The 20878-nt window shown below is 42.4% G+C and carries 17 protein-coding genes; 2 read left to right on the top strand and 15 right to left on the bottom strand.

The features are described from left to right. Positions 1-6: 6 nt before the first annotated feature. The 4 genes from ACOXXR_RS00770 to ACOXXR_RS00755 form a co-directional block, all read right to left on the bottom strand. A complete protein-coding gene (locus ACOXXR_RS00770; protein WP_445278545.1) occupies positions 7-564 on the bottom strand; it encodes a histidine phosphatase family protein in 558 nt (185 codons plus the stop codon). After that, complete coding sequence (locus ACOXXR_RS00765) at positions 524-970, bottom strand: dUTP diphosphatase (RefSeq protein ID WP_445278544.1); 447 nt, start codon at positions 968-970, stop codon at positions 524-526. Before ACOXXR_RS00765 ends, ACOXXR_RS00770 begins: the two co-directional genes overlap by 41 nt. A gap of 237 nt (positions 971-1207) precedes the next feature. Further along, entirely contained in the window at positions 1208-1897 is a 690-nt protein-coding gene (locus ACOXXR_RS00760; protein WP_445278543.1) for a gamma-glutamyl-gamma-aminobutyrate hydrolase family protein, read from the bottom strand. 156 nt (positions 1898-2053) lie between these two features. Then, complete coding sequence (locus ACOXXR_RS00755) at positions 2054-7297, bottom strand: Spy0128 family protein (protein WP_445278542.1); 5244 nt, start codon at positions 7295-7297, stop codon at positions 2054-2056. Between the two features lie 275 nt (positions 7298-7572). Between ACOXXR_RS00755 and ACOXXR_RS00750 the strand changes: the two genes are divergently transcribed. Together ACOXXR_RS00750 and galU are read left to right on the top strand one after the other, a co-directional pair. Continuing rightward, positions 7573-8589, top strand: coding sequence for an NAD(P)H-dependent glycerol-3-phosphate dehydrogenase (locus ACOXXR_RS00750; protein ID WP_223357096.1), 1017 nt, complete (start codon positions 7573-7575; stop codon positions 8587-8589). A 45-nt stretch (positions 8590-8634) separates the two neighbouring features. Beyond that, complete coding sequence (galU, locus tag ACOXXR_RS00745) at positions 8635-9543, top strand: UTP--glucose-1-phosphate uridylyltransferase GalU (protein WP_223357097.1); 909 nt, start codon at positions 8635-8637, stop codon at positions 9541-9543. Positions 9544-9705: 162 nt separating this feature from the next. On the opposite strand, the gene ACOXXR_RS00740 is transcribed toward galU, so the two are convergent. The 11 genes from ACOXXR_RS00740 to ACOXXR_RS00690 all read right to left on the bottom strand — a co-directional run bounded on the left by ACOXXR_RS00740 (position 9706) and on the right by ACOXXR_RS00690 (position 20743). Next, positions 9706-11652, bottom strand: coding sequence for a C69 family dipeptidase (locus tag ACOXXR_RS00740; RefSeq protein ID WP_445278541.1), 1947 nt, complete (start codon positions 11650-11652; stop codon positions 9706-9708). 227 nt (positions 11653-11879) lie between these two features. Next, positions 11880-12566, bottom strand: a complete 687-nt coding sequence (locus tag ACOXXR_RS00735) for a rhomboid family intramembrane serine protease (protein ID WP_445278540.1) — start codon at positions 12564-12566, stop codon at positions 11880-11882. Continuing rightward, positions 12550-13089 (bottom strand): 5-formyltetrahydrofolate cyclo-ligase, encoded by a 540-nt coding sequence (locus ACOXXR_RS00730; protein ID WP_445278539.1) that lies wholly within the window; start codon positions 13087-13089, stop codon positions 12550-12552. The genes ACOXXR_RS00735 and ACOXXR_RS00730 overlap by 17 nt, the downstream gene beginning before the upstream one ends. Before the next feature lie 12 nt (positions 13090-13101). Continuing rightward, positions 13102-14235 carry an N-acetyldiaminopimelate deacetylase gene (locus ACOXXR_RS00725; protein ID WP_445278538.1) on the bottom strand — a complete coding sequence of 378 codons (1134 nt, stop codon included), beginning with the start codon at positions 14233-14235 and terminating at the stop codon, positions 13102-13104. 63 nt (positions 14236-14298) lie between these two features. Then, a complete protein-coding gene (gene dapD / locus ACOXXR_RS00720) occupies positions 14299-14997 on the bottom strand; it encodes a 2,3,4,5-tetrahydropyridine-2,6-dicarboxylate N-acetyltransferase (RefSeq protein WP_006595464.1) in 699 nt (232 codons plus the stop codon). A gap of 209 nt (positions 14998-15206) precedes the next feature. After that, complete coding sequence (locus ACOXXR_RS00715; protein WP_154854325.1) at positions 15207-16121, bottom strand: hypothetical protein; 915 nt, start codon at positions 16119-16121, stop codon at positions 15207-15209. 69 nt (positions 16122-16190) lie between these two features. Continuing rightward, complete coding sequence (locus ACOXXR_RS00710; protein WP_023024612.1) at positions 16191-17102, bottom strand: hypothetical protein; 912 nt, start codon at positions 17100-17102, stop codon at positions 16191-16193. Positions 17103-17119: 17 nt separating this feature from the next. Continuing rightward, positions 17120-17866, bottom strand: coding sequence for a hypothetical protein (locus ACOXXR_RS00705; protein ID WP_445278537.1), 747 nt, complete (start codon positions 17864-17866; stop codon positions 17120-17122). A 10-nt stretch (positions 17867-17876) separates the two neighbouring features. Beyond that, a complete protein-coding gene (locus ACOXXR_RS00700; protein WP_445278536.1) occupies positions 17877-18608 on the bottom strand; it encodes a hypothetical protein in 732 nt (243 codons plus the stop codon). Positions 18609-18817: 209 nt separating this feature from the next. Then, entirely contained in the window at positions 18818-19612 is a 795-nt protein-coding gene (locus ACOXXR_RS00695; protein WP_445278535.1) for a hypothetical protein, read from the bottom strand. 21 nt (positions 19613-19633) lie between these two features. After that, positions 19634-20743 (bottom strand): hypothetical protein, encoded by a 1110-nt coding sequence (locus tag ACOXXR_RS00690; RefSeq protein WP_445278534.1) that lies wholly within the window; start codon positions 20741-20743, stop codon positions 19634-19636. Positions 20744-20878: the final 135 nt, after the last annotated feature.

The raw sequence follows: 20878 nt of genomic DNA, 5'->3' as shown, positions 1-20878 counted from the left end.
CTCTTTCTAAATCTCTATCTCACACTCAATCACTTGGCAAAAATCGATCGTTTCATTCGGTACAAATTGGCGGATGAGCATGCGATGCGTGACCACTACAACCTTCTGATAGTCGCTGTACTTAGCCATAGATTCGATAAAACGAACTCTCATCTCCTCAGCTGTTTCATATTGAATCGGGCAATGTGGAAGGAGCTTTCCATTATTTTCTAGAAAGAGAGTCCGAGCTTTTTCAAAATTCTCTACTCCACTTTCTAAGACCTGCCATTCGTGCAATAAGGGTTCCACTTTCAAAGGTAGGCCCGTAGCACAAGCCAGATAAGAAGCTGTTTCTAAAGCTCGCGTTACTGCTGAAGCTACTAGCAGATCAGCTGATTGGAACAAGGGGTTTTGGCAAAGGTCCTGAGCCTGTTTCCTTCCCTTCTCAGATAAGGGAGCTAGATCCATTCCAAATCCGGAATAAGCACGCTCCTCTAACACACGATAATCTGGCTCCCCATGACGGACAAAGATAATCTTCATCTTAGTGCCCTGTTGACCCAAAGCCACCGGTCCGAACGCCATCTGCTTCATCCCCATCCGCGATTAAGAAAGGTGCAAAGACAGCCTGAACCACACGTTCCCCAACTTCAAGAATCACATCTTGGTCCGTAATATTTTTCATCTGAGCAAAGATATGGCCTTCATTTCCTGGATTGCCATAGTAGTCTCCATCGATAACCCCAACAGAGTTGATCAAGACCAGGCCCTTTTTGCGAGGGTTTGAAGAACGGTCATAAAGATAGAGTACTTCAGTCGGTTGCATATAGGCCTTGACCCCAGTTGGGACGAGGACGATTTCCCCAGGAGCAATCACCGTGCGCTCGGCCACCTTTAAGTCGTAACCAGCTGCGTGTGCTGTCTCCCGTTTTGGCAGTAAGTCCTGATTGGTATAGCTTGATACAAGTTCAAATCCACGAATTTTTGTCATGATGATTCCTCTTTCATTCTAATTAGTTTCCATCTCTTCTATTATACCATCACTTTTCCCTAGCGTCTCCCCTATACTATTATTCGTATTTTTTCTGACAAACACACAAAAGCCCCCTCAACCGAGGAGACTTTTGCAGGAGATTATATGAAAAAAGTAAACTGTATCAAACAAAGTTAGGAGGTCTTTGTTGATGAGACTAGTTTACCCCTTTCTCCTTAAAAAATCCTAAAGACTTTACAATTCTTTTAACAGATAGCGGAAGAGTTCGAGATTGCCTTTTTCTTCTTTGACCAGGAACTCTGGATGCCACTGCAAACCGATGATGCGATGACCATCCACTGCTTCGATGGCTTCAATGGTCTGGTCGCGTGGGTCAATGGCTGTCACTCGAAAGTTAGGCGCCAAGTCCTTGATGCTTTGGCGATGAACAGAATTGATCTGGCTAGCTTGTCCAAAGAGACGCTCCACCACACTGCCTTTTTTGGTCTCAATGGAATGAGAAGTGCCAAAAGGAAGACCTTGCCAGTGCCCTTCCACTTCTTGATGGAGAGTTCCACCGAAGGCAACATTGACCAACTGAACTCCTCGGCAGATAGCTAGGACCGGCTTGTTTTGACGGACTGCTTCTTTCAACAAGGCCAACTCAAACTGATCGCGCTCGAGATTGTAGTCATCACTCTCGATGGCGATCTCTTCTCCATAAAAGCTAGGATGGACATTTTGCCCCCCACTGAGGATAAGCTTGTCCACTGTTTCGATATAATCTTTGGCAAAAGATGGGTCTCCCACAGGAATGACCATAGGAAGGCCACCTACTTGCTTAATGGTTTCCGCAAACTTACAAGATACAGACGAATGGATATTTTTCCCATCTGGATCCACTGCACATAGATTGGCAGAGACTCCAACAATCGTTCTACACATGGCCTTCCCTCCTTTGATATTTCTATTCCCTATTTTATCATCCCACCCTTAGAGCGTCTAATATGTATTTTTTAAGAGCCTGATAAATATTTTTTATCACCGAAAGCAAAAAAACAGGCTTGTCTAGCAAGGCTAGAACAAAACCTGTTTTAATGATTAATTCTCACGTTTTTTGTAAACCAAGGCACTTCCAGCAACCGCCAATGCGAGTCCTGTAGCCACTAGTCCTTCACTCATTGATTGACCAGTAGAAGGAAGAACTTCTTTTTTATCCTCTTTTGGAGGATTTGATGGAATTTCTTTTTCTGGTTTTTCAGTAGAAGGTGGTGGAGTATTCCCTTTTGGAGGATTTGATGGAATTTCTTTTCTTGGTTTATCAGTAGAAGGTGGTGGAGTATCCCCTTTTGGAGGAGTCAGTTGATTGACAACATTCCCTTTATCTACTACCAAATTTGTCGCAGCAGTTAACTCTGCCGCAGAAACAGTGATTGAAACGGTTGAAAGTTGGTATCCTGCCGGAGCAGTCAATTCTTTCACCACATAATCCTTAGCCTCAAAGCCTACAAAGCTTACAAGACCATTAGCATCAGATGTCGCTGTCGCTTGACCTTCACCATATGGATTCGCAACTGGTGTCACACCATCCGCCTCAAAGAGTCCGAAGACTGCTCCTGCTAGAGATTGGTAGAATGGATTTACCTTGTGAAGCTGAATGGTATAAAGCTTCAATTCTGGTTTCTCAACTACTGGTGGAGTTGGTGGAATAGCAGTGAATGGTTTGTTGACAACTTTTCCTTGATCAAGTACTTGATCGGTTGACGCAATCAACTGGCTAGATGAAACAGTAATCGCTTCTTCAGAAAGTTGGTAACCTTCTGGTGCTGTCAATTCTTTCACTACATAATCCTTGGCTACAAGTCCTGTAAAGGTAACGAGACCATTGGCATCAGATGTCGCTGTCGCTTGACCTTCGCCATATGGATTTGCAACTGGTGTCACACCATCTGCTTCAAAGAGTCCAAAGACCGCTCCTGCCAAGACTTGACCTTCATTATTGACTTTGTGCAATTGGATGCTGTAAAGAGTCAATTCCGGTTTCTCAACAACTGGCGGAGTTGGTGGAATAGCAGTAAACGGTTGGTTCACCACATTTCCTTTATCCACTACCAAGTCTGTCGCAGCGCTCAATTCTGTTGCAGAGACAGCGATTGAAGCAGTTGATAGTTGGTAACCTTCTGGTGCTGTCAATTCTTTCACTACATAATCCTTAGCCTCAAAGCCTACAAAGCTGACAAGACCATTAGCATCGGATGTCGCTGTCGCTTGGCCTTCGCCATAAGGGTTGGCAACTGCTGTCACACCATCTGCTTCAAAGAGTCCGAAGACTGCTCCTGATAGAGCTTGACCTTCACCATTGACCTTGTGAAGTTGGATGGTATAAAGTTTAGCTTCTGGTTTTTCAACTACTGGTGGGGTTGGTGGGATTTCACTTGTCACAAAAGTATTGATAAAGGATTTCTTTTCACCATATGCCACTGTAGCCTTGATGGTATTGCTTGCATCATCTTTCGTAACAGTTACTGTCACTTCAATGCTAGCTTGATCGTAGGTCATTCCTTTTTCTTGAGATTGAGGAATCACTTCTTTAATCGTGTAGTGGAAAGTTTTTCCTGCATCTTCTTGTGAATAAGAAATTTCATCAAAGGCTACGGAACCATCTGCAGCATTTTGTTTTGTTTGAAGAACTTCCCCAGCTTCATCCAACAAGCTAAAGCTGAATTCTCCATCTTTTAGGTCACGACCTTCTAAAATCTTGCTCGCTGAAATCTGAGCTTTTGCTGGACTTGGAGCTGAGTAAGTATTTGCAAAGGCCTTGCTTTCTGGATAGACAACTGTTGCTTTTAGGTTGTCTCCATCTTTTGTTACCTTAACGGTTACTTGTTTTTCGGCTGTATCGTATGTGATACCTGGGGTAGTCCCTTTGACTTCTTTCACAGTGTATGTGTGTTCACCTTCTGCTGTGTAAGAGATTGATTCAAAGGTTACTTTACCAGCTTTGTTGGTAACAGTTTGAAGCTTATTAGTACCTTCGTACAATTCAAAGCTAAACTCGCCGTCTACCAAGTCACGACCTGTCAACTCTTTTGTCAACTCAATTGTTGCTGTCGCGGCGTTTGGGGTGAAAGCATTGGTAAAGGTTTTGCTTTCTGGATAGACAACTTCTGCCTTCAAGGAATCTCCATCACGAGTAACTTTAACAGTCACTTGTTTTTCAGAAGTATCGTAAGCAATAGTGGCGTTGTCACCTTTGACCTCTTTCACAGTGTAAGTGTGTTCACCTTCTGCTGTGTAAGAAATCGCATCAAAGGTCACTTTGCCAGATTTGTTAGTGACAGTTTGAAGCTTGTTAGCTCCTTCGTACAATTCAAAACTAAACTCACCGTCTACCAAGTCACGACCTGTCAACTCTTTTGCCAACTCAATTGTTGCTGTCGTCGCATTTGGGGTGAAAGCATTGGTAAAGGTTTTGCTTTCTGGGTAGACGACTTCTGCCTTCAAGGAATCTCCATCACGAGTAACTTTAACAGTCACTTGTTTTTCAGAAGCATCATAAGTAATAGTGGCATTGTCGCCCTTCACTTCCTTCACAGTATAGGTGTGTTCACCTTCTGCTGTGTAAGAAATCGCATCAAAGCTTACTTTACCAGATTTGTTGGTAACAGTTTGAAGCTTATTAGTACCTTCGTACAATTCAAAACTAAACTCGCCGTCTACCAAGTCACGACCTGTCAACTCTTTTGTCAACTCAATTGTTGCTGTCGCGGCGTTTGGGGTGAAAGCATTGGTAAAGGTTTTGCTTTCTGGGTAGACGACTTCTGCCTTCAAGGAATCTCCATCACGAGTGACTTTAACAGTCACTTGTTTTTCAGAAGCATCATAAGCAATCGTCGCATTATCCCCTTTGACCTCTTTCACAGTGTAAGTGTGTTCACCTTCTGCTGTGTAAGAAATCGCATCAAAGGTCACTTTGCCAGATTTGTTAGTGACAGTTTGAAGCTTGTTAGCTCCTTCGTACAATTCAAAACTAAACTCACCGTCTACCAAGTCACGACCTGTCAACTCTTTTGCCAACTCAATTGTTGCTGTCGTCGCATTTGGGGTGAAAGCATTGGTAAAGGTTTTGCTTTCTGGGTAGACGACTTCTGCCTTCAAGGAATCTCCATCACGAGTAACTTTAACAGTCACTTGTTTTTCAGAAGCATCATAAGTAATAGTGGCATTGTCGCCCTTCACTTCCTTCACAGTATAGGTGTGTTCACCTTCTGCTGTGTAAGAAATCGCATCAAAGCTTACTTTACCAGATTTGTTGGTAACAGTTTGAAGCTTATTAGTACCTTCGTACAATTCAAAACTAAACTCGCCGTCTACCAAGTCACGACCTGTCAACTCTTTTGTCAACTCAATTGTTGCTGTCGCGGCGTTTGGGGTGAAAGCATTGGTAAAGGTTTTGCTTTCTGGGTAGACGACTTCTGCCTTCAAGGAATCTCCATCACGAGTGACTTTAACAGTCACTTGTTTTTCAGAAGCATCATAAGCAATCGTCGCATTATCCCCTTTGACTTCTTTCACAGTATAAGTGTGTTCACCTTCTTCTGTGTAAGAGATTGATTCAAAGGTTACTTTACCAGCTTTGTTGGTAACAGTTTGAAGCTTGTTAGCTCCTTCGTACAATTCAAAGCTAAACTCACCGTCTACCAAATCACGACCTGTCAACTCTTTTGTCAACTCAATTGTTGCAGTCGTTGCGTTTGGTGTGAAGGCATTGGTAAAGGTTTTGCTTTCTGGATAGACGACTTCTGCCTTCAAAGCTCCTCCATCACGAGTGACTTTAACAGTCACTTGTTTTTCAGAAGCATCGTAAGTAATAGTGGCATTGTCGCCCTTCACTTCCTTCACAGTGTATGTGTGTTCACCTTCTTCAGTGTACTCAATCGGTGCAAATGTAATTTTCCCGTTTTGGTTAGTCGTTGTTTGAAGTTTGTTTGAACCTTCGTACAATTCAAAGCTAAACTCGCCGTCTACCAAGTCACGACCTGTAAGAACTTTATCCAACTCAATAACAGCTTGGGTTTTGGCCGGCTTCTCTTTCTTGTTTACAATGGTTTTGCTAACAGGTTTCGTTGGTGTCGTAAATTCGCTAGCTTCAACAATTGTATCTTCTGCCAACTCATACCCTTCCGGAGCTTGAATTTCTTTGATGATGTATTTATCTCTCAAGAGTTCTTTAAGGCTAAATTCACCTTTAGCATCTGACTCAAACTCACCTAATACTTGGCCAGTTGCTTGACGGATAACTTGGAATTTCGCACCTTTCAGCGGTTCATTACTTTCGTCAACTTTATGAACTTGAATGCCAAAGGCATAACCAACACCTTCACCACCAGCGATTTGGATATTTACTTTACTATTTGAATCGTATGGTTTTTTGTTATCACCTACGATAGTTGCTTTATTTTTGATCACCTCACGGTCAACCGCATCATAGTTAACAACTGCTTCATATTCAACTGCAAAGTGATCGTTAGCAGAAATGTTCCCTAGATTAATCGTAAATGTAGTATCTGTTGCATTGACAGTGTATTGAGAGGTAACATCTGTTTTGTTTAGAAGTTGCCATGTTCCACTGCTGTGATCCCAAGTACCTTTGTAGATCTTAAAGCTACCTGGCTTGTAGGTGACACCTGGTGATTCCATAGTATCGGACAGAACTGCATTGCTAATTGCCTCATTAGTCCGATTGACAGAAATACGAAAACCTAGGCTCTTGTGATTTCCATTATCCCAACCTGATTTGATAATAGTATACCGTTTACCTTCTCCGATGGTTCCACTTTTTACTGTACCATCGAATTTCACTTTATTATTAACAGAGACTTTAACTGGTGCATTACCATCATTTGGGAACTTATCTTTATTAACACCAGCATAGAAGAAGAACGAACCTGAAATATCATTTTTCTCTTCGACAAATTTTGTGAATGTCAATACAATTTTACCAGTAGTTGCATCAACTTTTGCATTGGCAATCAATTTACCAGTAATGGAGTCTTTAATTTCAAAATCCTGAGATTTGATGTCAATCGGAGAAGAAATAGTTACTTCGGTCGTATCCCCTGCTTTAACGTTTTTTCCTTCTAAAGCAAATTTGGCATTCAAACGGAAAGTATCATATCTTCCAAGCGGAGTTGTTAAATCCCCACCATCATTATTTTGAATTTTCACATCCGTGATGACATCCACTTTTTTGGACGTTTCTGCTTTTACATTTTTAGAAAAAAGCGTAAAGCACACAATCAATAATGAAAGCATCATTGATAAATATATTGCTAACTTTTTCATTTTTTCTCCCCTTATATTCATAATAATAAGCGAAACTATTATATCAAAAACAAGTGCTATTGCAAGTACAAAGTAGTATTTTTTTATTTGATTCCCCTGCTAAATGAGATTTCTTCATAAAACAATTGATAGTCATACAAGTTTTTTCACCTATAATATGTTAAAATAGAGAGAAGAATAGAATTGTCCTTCAAGGCTCACTTGGGGCCGTTTCGAAGGCGCAAGCGCTAGACTCCTAGCCTTGTTGAAAAATAGACATAGAAATGGAAGATACAATGGAAAAACAAACCGTTGCAGTATTGGGTCCTGGTTCATGGGGAACAGCCCTTTCACAAGTCCTCAATGATAACGGCCATGAAGTCCGTCTCTGGGGGAATATCCAAGAACAAATCGATGAAATCAATACTGATCATACCAACAAACGCTATTTCAAAGATATCGTTATTAGTGAAGAAATCACTGCTACGACTGATTTGAAAGCTGCCTTGGACGGAATAGACGCTATCCTTTTTGTCGTTCCTACAAAGGTGACCCGCTTGGTCGCTAAACAAGTCGCTGAAACACTGGATCACCCTGTAACAGTCATGCACGCATCCAAAGGGTTAGAGCCTGGTACACATGATCGAATTTCCCAAATCCTTGAAGAAGAAATCCCCGCTTCTCTTCGCAGTGAGGTTGTAGTTGTTTCTGGACCAAGTCACGCGGAAGAGACCATCGTACGGGACATCACTCTCATTACAGCAGCCTCTAAAGATTTAGAAGTTGCCCGCTATGTTCAAGAACTCTTTAGCAACCACTACTTCCGTCTGTATACCAATACAGATGTTATCGGAGTGGAAACTGCTGGGGCCTTGAAAAATATCATCGCGGTCGGGGCTGGAGCCCTGCACGGTCTTGGTTATGGTGACAATGCCAAAGCAGCCATCATCACGCGCGGTCTCGCTGAAATCACGCGCCTTGGCGTTAAGCTCGGAGCTAGCCCCTTGACATATAGTGGTTTGTCTGGGGTCGGTGACTTGATCGTTACCGGAACTTCTGTCCACTCCCGCAACTGGCGAGCTGGGGATGCTCTCGGACGTGGTGAAAAATTAGTGGACATTGAAGCCAACATGGGGATGATCATTGAGGGGATCTCTACGACCAAAGTCGCCCATGAACTGGCGCAAGAATTGGATGTCTATATGCCGATTACACAGGCCATTTACCAAGTCATCTACGAAGGAAAAGATATCCGCGAAGCCATCCACAACATGATGAGCAATGAATTTAAAGAAGAAAACGAGTGGAAATAAGTCAACCACCCTATCATAAATCCTACCTTTTAGAAAGGAAACCGCATGACTAAAGTTAGAAAAGCAGTCATTCCTGCAGCTGGCTTGGGGACCCGCTTCCTCCCAGCTACCAAAGCTCTGGCAAAAGAAATGTTACCAATCGTTGACAAACCGACGATTCAATTTATTGTAGAGGAAGCTCTCAAATCAGGTATCGAAGACATTCTGGTTGTAACGGGCAAATCAAAACGTTCAATCGAAGACCACTTCGATTCAAATTTTGAACTAGAGTATAACCTCAAAGAAAAAGGGAAAAATGACCTTTTGAAATTAGTAGACGAAACAACAGGGATGCGTCTCCACTTCATTCGTCAAAAACATCCCCGTGGACTTGGAGATGCTGTTCTTCAGGCTAAAGCCTTCGTTGGAAATGAGCCTTTCGTCGTCATGTTGGGAGATGACCTCATGGATATCACCAATGACGATGCCCTGCCATTGACCAAACAATTGATGAACGACTACGATGAAACCCATGCATCAACGATAGCTGTGATGGAAGTCCCTCACGAAGAGGTTTCTGCTTACGGAGTCATTGCTCCTCAAGGAGAAGGAATCAACGGACTTTATAGCGTTGAAACCTTTGTAGAAAAACCAGCACCCGAGGAAGCACCAAGTGACCTTGCCATTATCGGACGCTACCTCTTAACTCCTGAGATCTTTGATATTCTTGCAAATCAAGAACCAGGTGCTGGCAATGAAATTCAATTGACGGATGCGATCGACACCCTTAATAAAACACAACGCGTCTTTGCCCGTGAATTTAAAGGGCAACGTTACGATGTGGGGGATAAATTTGGCTTTATGAAAACTTCTATTGACTATGCTTTGAAACACCCACAAGTCAAAAATGATCTTAAACAATATATTATCGACCTTGGGAAAAAATTAGAAGCATCTGAACAAACTGCAGACTAATCATTTACAAATCAAAAGAATACAAAAAGACTGGCCATATAATGTAAGGGCTTTGCTACCTTACAATGGTCAATCTTTTTTCGTAAAAAAGAGACTGGATAAAAAATCCAGCCTCTTTCTTTTTATTGGACTTGGTCCAATTCACTTTTTAATTCTTATTGTTTAAGGATGAACATTGTAAGAATAATTTGTATTTGGGAAAGTTTCGACAGTTGCTTTCTCGAAAGACGAACCAAAACGATTGTTCTCATTTCCGCCATTACCAGCTGAAACTGCTTCAGATGGGTCTTGAACCTTTTCTTCTGGTTTCACAAATGTTTCAACTTTAGTAGAAACATAAGATTCCTTATCTTTTGTAGCTGCATAACCGAAACGGTTATTTGGATTGCCTTCTTCATTGACTTTCGTTTGAATTGGCTGAGTTTTTTCTGGCTGTACTGGTTTTTCCGGTTGAACTGGTTTTTCTGGTTCTACTGGTTTGTCCGGTTGAACCGGTTTTTCTGGTTGAACTGGTTTTTCTGGTTCTGGGTCTTTGTAATCATCAGGCTTAGAGGCACGATATGGATCATCTTTACGACCTAACTCAATCAAACGCGCATGCATATCTGCTTCATAAGATTTGAAGTGTTCAAATAGTTTTTTAGAAAGTGCAAGAGCATTTGCTGTAACTTCGTCTTCTACTGCTTTAGCAGCTTCGGGATTATCTTTCAAAGCTTTATATTTCGCATCACTAGCTTCTTGTTCAATAATCAATTGTTTTTCAAGAGCTTTCCAGTGATCTTGGACTGATTTTCCAAAGACATCTTGGTTATTGATCGCCATGTTGTCAATATGCCAAACAGTCCAATACCAAGAATTTGGATCATAGGTTTCTGTTTGTGGTTTAAAGGCTTCATAAGTGTCTTTCACATTTCCATAGAATGGGACATATGGAGTGTTCCGTGATGGTCCCATCCCTAACCAAACTGTACCACCAAATGATTTTGGTAGTTTTGGATTGATTTGATAGACATGAGCGTCGATAACGTTTTCATTCCCTAGTGCATATTTGTATTGATCCTTGCGAACCGTGTCGTTTGCGCCATTGTCACCTTGTTTCTTCACTCCAATTTGATCGTCCGGAACGAAGCGACCATTTAAGTGTTCAAAGCGATTCCGTTGCATAGCAAAGGCATCTTCTAAAGTAAATTTCTTATTTGGATTAGTTGGAGAACGGAATAGTTCGTATTCGTCATCCTCGTAAGTCACTTTAGACTCTGGATCAAGTACTGTAATCCCTGCATAAGTCCGAGAACGGTCCCCTTCTGCATATTTTTCAGGTCCGTAAGACTTAGCAATATGGAAGTTGCCATCTTTATCAGTCTTATAACTTCCTGATTCTTTTGCTACTTTTTCAACATCTTTAGAGGCGATGACATTTTCAGTGTCATTCAAGTTGACATGACCAAGGTAATAGGTATTCGCAAAAACTGCATATTTATCTTCAGGTACTTTTACAGCCACATATTGATGACCTGAAAGAATTTCCATATACCAGGTTTCGTTTTGGTCAGCAACTACAACTGTATTTCCTTCAGCTGATCCCTTTTCTTCGATAACTTTTCCAAGTAATTCGATTGCTTCACGAGCTGTTTTTGCACGAGGTAAGATTACGTCGAGCATAGCAGCTTCTGGAAGTCCATCTTTTTTCAGTGGATCTTTTTCTAATACCTTTTTATTTGGAATTGCTGTAACAGTAGCAGTCATGGAAACACCCGCTTCGTTAAAGCCATGTTCCCCAAATGCACCATTGCTACCATCTCCACGAGCGGAATCATAAGCAGCTGTGTATTTCATTTCGCTGGCAGCATGAGGATAGGTGAAACCATTGGATTCGTCCTGAATTTGGTCTCCTTCCTTATAATTCTTGGCATCAACAACAACATAGTTTTTGTTGTGTTTTCCGCCGTTTGGATAATAAGGATAGTCCTCAGTCCGACCAAACAGGGTGGTACCATCCTTGGTCAACTGACGGCCAATGATAAATCCACAACAAGCCTCAACAGCTTGAAACGGAAGGAGCAATATAGCCATCGCTACTAACGAGAGCTTAATCAACCATTTTTTCATTGCAAATCTCCTTTTATTTAATATTTTATCCATTTTATGAATGGATAAGAAAGATATTTACAATTGTTAGTTTACTCCTTTTCAATCCTTTTTGCAAGCGCTTTCTTATGTTGTCTTTATTCACTTTTCGAGCAACTTTTTGAGTGTAGCTGCTTATTTTTGGATTTTATATACAAAAAAACTGAGACTTCACTCAGTTTTCAGATAATTTACAAATTCGTTACAAATCATAAAAAGGGATGAGCAAGTAAAGGCCAAGCATAAAGAAGGATGGCCCCAGCTGTATAAAGAAACAGAGCTACCAAGCGCCAGCTTTTTTTCAGGCTATCTCGCTCACCATAAACGGGAAAGACAAAGGCTAGAAGCCCTCCTCCCACCAGGCCTCCTAAGTGACCTGCTAGACTGATCCCCGGCATAAAGCTAAAGAGGATATTGATCAGAATCAAGGAAGTATAACGTTGGCTCAGATAGTGAATATAGGGACTTCGAGCGATAAAGCGCAAACTGGCAATGGCACCAAAGATACCAAACAAGGCGGTAGAAGCCCCAGCTGCTACGACTTCTGGGGAAAAGATCATCACAAAAAGATTGCCCATTAAGCCGGATAAGAGGTAGAGGGCTAAAAAGGCCTTCGAGCCAAATAGATCTTCTGCGATTCTCCCGATAAAATAGAGGGTAACCATGTTCAAAACAAAGTGCTGCAAGCCAACATGAACAAACATGGCAGCAAGCAAACGCCAGCTCTGGCTTGGGTCCACCTGGATTTCTGCTCCTAAGACACCCCCAAAATCGTAGACAGTTTGGACCGATTCATAGTCAAAGCCACGAAGCAATAACATGGATAGAAAAACGCCGGTTGTTAACAGAAGCAAGCTACTGGTCACTGGGTATTTCTTATCAAATAGTTGATTCATCCACAAGAACCTCCTGTACTGGAATATCATGAGGGGCAGGTGCAAAGTCTACTTCTTGGCAGGCATAGATGGTGCTGACGGTCGCTCCGTCGAAATCTGCCAAATAGCGATCGTAATAGCCTCCTCCATAACCAAGTCGGTAGCCATCCTTTTGAAAGGCCACTCCGGGAACATGGATCAGGTCAATCTCCGACTGATCTACCGCTTGAGCCCCATCCTCTGGTTCCAAGAGGCCAAAGCCTGTTGGTTTCAAGTTCTGCGGATCATAGGTTGCAAATTCCATGCGCCCTTTTGGATAGGTTTTTGGGATGACGACCTGTTTGCCATCTTCTAGAGCTGCATCAATGAGAAAACTTGTATCCACCTCATGCGGGAAGGACAAATAGGTCGCAATCACGCTTGCTGCTTGATAAGCTGGCAAAGAGCGCAACCGCTGGATCAAGGCTTGATCAGCCTTTCGCTTGTTCTCCGGCTCCAAGCCTTTCATCTTCTTCAATACACTTTTTCGAATACTTGCTTTCATTTCCATCTCTCTTTATTGGTTGGCTTTCATTTTTAAGAAAGGACTAATGGCTTTGACCCCAACGTGCAGGGCTTCTTCCTTGGGACTCATCTGAGGGTGATGAAGGGCATAAGGACTGTCCACTCCCAACCAGAACATGACTCCATCCACTTTTGACAAGAGATAACCAAAATCCTCTCCGGTCATGGCGGGCAGGATATCAATCAGGGTGACATCTTCTGCTTGATCAAAGAAGGTCATCAGTTCATCTGCCAAGTCCGGATTGTTTTCCACCGGCAAATAGCCCCCTTGCTTAAGTTCCAACTCTAGATCCATATCAAAAGCATCTGCAACCCCTCTGGCAATCGTCTCGAGTCGCTTCTGGGTCAAGAGGTTCATTTCCATGGTCAGGGTCCGAATCGTCCCATGCAGAAAGGCTGTCTCCGCAATGACATTATTGGTCGTCCCCGCATGCATGGAACCGAAGGTCACAACCGCTCCCTCGATAGGATCGACATTGCGGCTGACAATGGTTTGAACCTGGGTGACAAAATAGCTAGCAGCGACCAGGGCATCCTTGGCTTCATGGGGAAAGGCGGCGTGTCCACCTTTTCCTTTAAAGGTCAGCTTCACTTCACAGGTCCCTGCAAAGAGCGTCCCCCGATTGGTCGCGATTTCGCCTACCTTTAAGTCCGGACGGACATGGAGGCCGTAGAATTGATCAGGTAGCCAGTCTCCAAAGGCCCCATCTTCATACATAAGCATGCCTCCAGCTTCATTTTCCTCAGCCGGTTGAAAGAGGAATAAGAGATTGTTCTTCGGTTGTACTTGGACCAGTTGCTCCAACAAGCCCAAGGCCAGAGTCATATGGACATCATGGCCACAGGCATGCATCCGACCTTCGTGGCGGGAGGCAAAGTCAAGGCCAGTTTGCTCGATAATGGGCAGTCCATCGATATCCGTCCTCCAGCCAATGGTCTTTTCTGGATTGGATCCTTTCAGAAAAACCAGGCTCCCCGTCCGCCAGGTCCGCTGCTCGACGAATTCTTTTCCCTCGGTGATTTCTGCGATGCGCTCCAAGAGATAGGCTTGTGTTTTAAATTCTTCTAGTCCAATTTCTGGGATTTGATGCAGGTCCCGCCGAATTTTTACTAAATCAAGTGTCATATCCATCTTCCTCTTTTGAGAAGAAGCCGAGGTATCCCCCAGCTTCCTTTTCTTATTCCTCTATTATAGGTTACGCAAGGCATCCTCAAGCGCTGTTTTTTGTTGCGTCTGTTCGTCAATCGTCTTGATCACGCGCGCAGGTACACCTGCTACCACTACATTTTCAGGTACATCTTGGGTAACAATCGCACCCGCTGCTACGACAGAGCCATTGCCAACTTGAACCCCTTCGATGACAACGGCATTGGCACCCACCAAGACGTTATCCCCGATACGAACTGGTTCTGCAGAGGCTGGCTCAATGACACCTGCAAGGACTGCTCCTGCTCCGATATGGCTATTTTTACCAACCGTTGCACGGCCACCAAGAATAGCTCCCATATCGATCATGGTCCCTGCACCAATTTCAGCCCCGATATTGATGACGGCTCCCATCATGATTACCGCATTGTCTTCAATGGTCACCTGATCTCGAATGATCGCACCCGGTTCAATCCTGGCATTCAAATAACGCTTGTCCAGCAAAGGTACCGCTGAATTGCGACCATCTTGCTCTACGATATAGTCTTTGTTTTCTGTTAAGTTGGCAAGAAGGGGCTCAATCTCTTTCCAGTCTCCAAATAGGACATTGCCTAGCTTTACAACGGATGCTGGAAGCTCTCCTGCCAATTCCCCTTCAAAGGTCACTTTTACGTTGGTTTTCTTTTCTGCATTGCCGATAAAGGCGATAATTTCTTGTGCAGTCATTTTTTGTGCAGTCATGTCAGTACCTCTTGTTCTTTGTAGTCAGTCCTCTAGGAAGATAAACTCCTTTTGAACTCTTAGATTTTACTATTATAGCATAATTTGCAAGAATTCTTTCTCATCTAAAAATTTCATCAAAGCAACACGTTCTGGACCAATAGAGACAAGTAGAGAGGCCAGAATTTTTTGACAACCCCTAAATAGGAATTCTCAGATGATCTTATCGATTATGATTTATCCTCAACACTCCTTATACTCTTCAAACGGAATCTTCCCCCAGTTTCATCAAAAGACATAAAGACACTCATCTTATCCCTTGTAGTATAGACGATTGTAATTCGTTTGACTCCCCCAATAGCATAATTATTATGCATAAAGTCAGGAGTTCCTAATTCTTTTACAGCTTCTGTCAACTCTAGACCTTCTTCAGATGAAGCTTGCAAAGCCTTATAGTCTTTACTTGTTTTCGTGACTTCTCCTCTAAAACTTTTCCTAGTATAATAGGTCACACTACTGAGTTCCATAGAATCTTGTTCTTTCTGAAAATTAAGAGACAAGCGCCCTGTATCCCCGACGAGCTCATATTCTAATCCGATTCTCTGGCTACCGTCGGAGCTAGAGGACAGGTGACCAGAGACCGCTTTCCCAATCTGATCGACAATCTGCTCTGGCGTTACATTAGGTTCATTCGCTTTTCTCACTAAAGAAATGAAATCCTCTATGGACAATTCAATTCTGTGGTCCTTGTCAATATAAGGAGAATCTTCTCCAAAAAATGTAAATTCAGTTTTTACGGATGAATCTGTTGGGAGCTTCTCAGTCTTTTTAGTGGTTGAATAGGAATCTCTTTGATGGGAAAGGTATCTTACATAGTGGAGAGCCCCACAAAAGAGACACACAATGACGACAAGACCTATCCCTAGCTTCAGGAGACCACTGCGACGAGAAAACCAGGATGCTTTGAACTGGCCCATTTGGGATGCGTATACTCGATCTGATCTCGAATATTTGTCTTCCTCAAATTGATCTTTGGATTCAAATACCTCTCCTTGTGGTTGACCTTCTGAAAACACCTCCGGTACTTTTTTATTCCCCCCTGGCACTTTTGACCATTCTCGTTGAATTTTTCTACCTTTTTGCATTTCACTCTCCCTTATTCTCGTTTCTCAGGATGGAAGAAAACGGAATGAGACTCCTCCTTCTCACTTTAGTTATTCTTTTTTATCCTTTAATTTCGTCATACTTCCCAAACGGAAAAAATCTCCATCTTGATCAAAATACAAGGTAACTCGCATCTCATCACTTGCTTTATAGGAGATAGCAATTTGAGCCTCCGTCCCAGGTAAAAAACTGGAATAGAGCCAATCTGGTACTCCCAATTCTTTGATAGCTTCCATCAACTCCACCCCCTCTTGACCTGGCTGAGGAATAAGAGCACTATAATCATCACTTGTTCTTTCAGTTGATTCTCTCTGGCTTTCTAGGGTAAAATACTGGATCGAATGCAGAAGGAGGCGATTCTCCTTTTCACTAAAATCAAAGTCCAGTGCTGCTTTATTATCGGTAAGGAGATACGTCAATACACTTCCTCGACTACCATCAGAGTCTATACTCACATATCCATCTCTTGCTTTTCCTAATTGGTTGAAAATATCATCCATAGTAAGGTTGGCATCATTAATTTTTCTAATGTATGCGACAACCTCCTCTATATTGATATCAATTTTATGATTTGGGTCTGTATAGCGAGAGTTTTTATTAAAAAGATTTTTAAATTCCTTATCTGATAAACGAGCCTCTGTCCCCTTGCTTAATTTTACAGAGTGAGAATCATGCGCAGGTGATTTCACATATCGAGACACAATGTTAAAAAGGAACAAGAGGAACAGACCTCCTAGCACTAGCTTGAAGAAAATAGAGAAATGAGCTAAGTAAGACTTCTTAAGCACACTTTTTTGAAGATTCTCTCCACCATTTCGCTTCCCTGTTTTTGCTTCTTTGACCCTGCTTGGTAGTTCCATCCTATCATTCTGCAGATTACTTTTTGAAGAGAGCTCTGAAGAGATTTTATTTCCACCTGGGACCTTAGTCCATTCTCTCTGAATCTTTCTACCTTTTTCCATTCAATTTCTCCCCTCTATCAGGTAAGACTTGTAATCCCTTGAGAGTCCACCTGGCTCTTTCGCAACAAATAGCAAGAACCATCCATTATTTCAATCTCTAATAAATAAGATTTCCCCTTCTCATCCTGAAAGGATAGTTGAAATCCTTCCTGATCAGGGCTGATTTGGCGTCGGACGAAGGATTGTAGGCCCTGATAGTTGCCTAACAAGGCCTTCAGATTTATTTTTTCTCCAAGCTCCAAACCTTGATAAACTTTTTCTGAAAAAACTATATTCCCCTCCCGGTCTAGATTGGCTAAACTGGCGTCGATCTCTTCTAGCAGATAGCTCCCATCAGCCCCCTTGCTAAAAAGCAAACGGATGGAGGCTCCCTTTCCCCTATCGTCCCATCGATAGAGCAGGGAGAGACTGGGTTGCTTGCTTGCTGTAGATTGAAAGAGAACTTTCTCTTGGGGGTGCCCCATCTCCTTCAGAAGGGTCTCCAGGCGACTTCCAGTCTGCTTCAGGCTACCGTTTTGGTTCTTTATCGACAGAGGGAAGTGCTCGATCTGGTCCAAGGTCCATGGCGAATCCTTTTTTTCATTCGTTTCTTTTAAGAGTCGCTCCCCTTGAAATTCTTTCGCTTTAAAAGTTGATAAGTTCTTTATTTCACTTATCGCTGTAGAACTTTTCGGCGGATGACTAAGGACCTCTAATCCCATCCCTAGGAGGAGCGCTAGCAGCAGGAGACCAGGAATTGTTAACTTCTTGATGACTGTATCCATTTACTCCTCCTTATTCGACCTTGACTAGATGATAGCGAGCATCATTTTGGGCTTGCAAAGTGAGAAAGACGAGCCCCTCTTGTGCACGGTAGGTTAGGACCAAAACTGTCTTTCCATCCTTATGATTCAAAAGCAATGATTGTGGCAAGCCAACCTTTTGTAAAATGTCTTCTAGTTTCATGCCAGTTTTCTCTTTCCCACTAGCAAGACTGGTCAAGGCTGCCTTTTTCAGCTGTTTACTTTCTATATTCTGCTTAGAGGTTGGTTGATAGCCCTGAATAGCTGTTAGATAGTAGCCATCCTTCATATGGGTAAATTCAAATTGGTATCTATCTCGACCATCTTGTGTCGTTCCATAGCTGAGACGAAGGAGCTGCGTTCTAGCTTTTGACTCAAGCCGAGCTTGCTTGGCTCCCCCTAATTTTTTGACCAGGGTCTCTGGTGTCGTCCCCTTGGTGCTTGGCCCACCAGTCCCATCTCCTATTTTAAACTCCAGCAATTCCTCCAAATGCACCCCAACTTCTGGTCGATCTGATTTCGCCAGGAAAGCCTGCAGATAAGCTTCTTCCTTACGAAAGGTCACTTGCTGGTCTTGATTTAGCTGGTCTTGTGGCCTCCCAGAAGCAGCAAGACCGTAGCCTACGCCCAGCATTGCGAGGACCACAAAAATAATCCCTCTTTTTTGGATGAAAGCTAAGAGGGTCTTCAGATGTTTTCCTGTTGTTTCCTTTACATTATCCATTCTGCGATCGTATCTGTATCCCTTTCCGTCCAACTGTTCACACGTGTTTCCTTTGTCAACATATCCTACTATACCATAAATAGCCAGTCCTCGCTAGAACAGAAAAAGATCTGAAAATACTATTCCAGATCTTTTTAGGTTTTTAAGTGAATGGGTTTTTCCTCCCTTACATCTTTCGAAAAGAATGAATGAAGAGCCCTTCTTCATCATCATTCTTTTTCAGATAAGAGGAAATCACCATCTGATTGTCTCACAAAAGTCAACCTATATTCAGAGGAACTTGAGGATTTAAAAGATACTCTCATTGTAGTCACAATATCATGAGTTTTGTAGTCCTCTTCTGCAGACATTGAAAGACTAGAAATAGTATGATCCTTAATCACTTCCTTGTAGGATACACCATCCTTACCAGTTTTGGCATCTCCCACTTTCAGTTTATCATAGTAAGATGAGGTCATAAAATCGTCCTCAGCTTCTTTATTATTTCCTGAATAATAGAGGTCTTTTAAATAATAATTGTCTCCATTCTTCTGAAACGTAAGGCGCATTTCACGAACAGTACGATAAGAAGGCAGCGTATCATCCTGATCTTCGTCTAACTCACCCCATTCTAAATCAATTTTATCTCTTCGAAACGTGCCTTTCAAAGCCTTGCCATGTGCATCCACGACATCTTCAATGCTTGTTCCTAAATCTGGAGTTTCGTATGTCCCAAACTCCAAATCAGCTAAATCATCAATGTTCCAAGAAAATTCTGCTTCTTCCGAATTAATATACTTCCCAGACTGATCACGTTTTGATTCCCCTGCGTCAGCTGTTGGGTGAAGGGCTGGTTCGCTACTTTTAGCATTTGTTGCACCAAAAGAACGGCCAAGAAATAGACCTGCAATGACTCCTAAGACTGCAAAAACACTAACACAAGCGATTAATAGACCTTTCCCTGGCTTCTTTTGATTACCAGTTTCTGGCACACCAAATGGTACCTGTGATTGATTCATATCCATCTTTCATCTATCTCCTCTATATTAAAAACGTTCTGGACCAATGTATAAGAAGTCCCCATCTGGTTGTGCTAAGAAGCGTAATGTCTTATAATCGTCACCGACCTTAAAGTTTACGGTTGCAATAACACGAGTAGAGTCATACTCTTCTCCATCAGCAGTAGCTTTTGTTTCTGTTCCAATTCGAACAGCACTTGATTTACGCTTTTTCAAAACTTCTGATAAGGAAGTTCCACCTCTACCAGTTTTCTTATCTCCTGTTTTCAGATTTTTGAATTCTTTTGTACTTAACTCATAATCTGCAGAAGTTCCTTCATCTTCATCCTCATCTTCTTCATCTGCATGGAATTCTTCTAAATCATAAGCTTCTACAGTTTTCAAATAATAATTGCCATCAACTTTTTCAAATCGGAAATAAACATTCTGATGTTCAGCATTCTTTGCGCGATCCCAATAAAGAGTGAGGCTATTCTTATCATACTCTACACTGGAAGCCAATCCATAGGTTTCAACAATCTGATCAGCAGTCAAACCATAACCATCCTTATTGGTATAACTCAAGGAACCAAGGTCTTTAAGAGTCCAGGTGAAAACAGCCTCCTTCTTTTCTGTAATGAAGCTGTTCTTTATCTTTTTCGCTTCTTCATTAGCGCGTTCTAAACGTTTTGTTCGATTAGCATCTGCTTGAGGCTTAGATGAATTTCCCCAGAAATAGCCAGCTCCACCACCAATTAATCCACCAAGAAGGAGTGCAAGAAGGGAAAAGACAACAAATTTCGTCCATCCACGCTTCGGTTTTGGCTGAACATTCCATTGCGATTGGAAGGCTTGAGGGTTCCCTTGTTGGTAGAACGGATTATTTTCTACCTGAGGCGCTTGATTTTGGAAAAATTGTTCCTGTCCTCCAGCTTGTGGTCTTTCTACTGGAGAAGCCTGTTGAAAGCCTTGCGCTCCTGGTGCTCCAAATGGCTCATAAGCTGTTTGGCCATTTTGTGCTCCAAAAGGTTCTTGAACAGTCTGCCCCCCTTGTGCTCCAAAAGGTTCTTGAACGGTTTGTTCAGTTTGGGCTTCAAGAGGTGGTTGAACAGTTTGTTCGTCTTGCGCTCCAAAAGGTGTCTTGTCTTCTGTTGTCATAATCTCTCCTTTACTAACAACCTGCGCCCGTCATTCTCCCCACTTTTCGTGACCATAGTTTGACGTGCAAAGTATAAATATAGTAGTTCTACTATATCATAAAACAGTCTATTTTTCCACCTCATTCTGAGATAT

The organism is Streptococcus sp. KHUD_013, assembly GCF_052588545.1.
The sequence above is the reverse complement of the archived record's forward strand: the minus strand, read 5'-3'. Positions and strand labels throughout refer to the sequence as shown.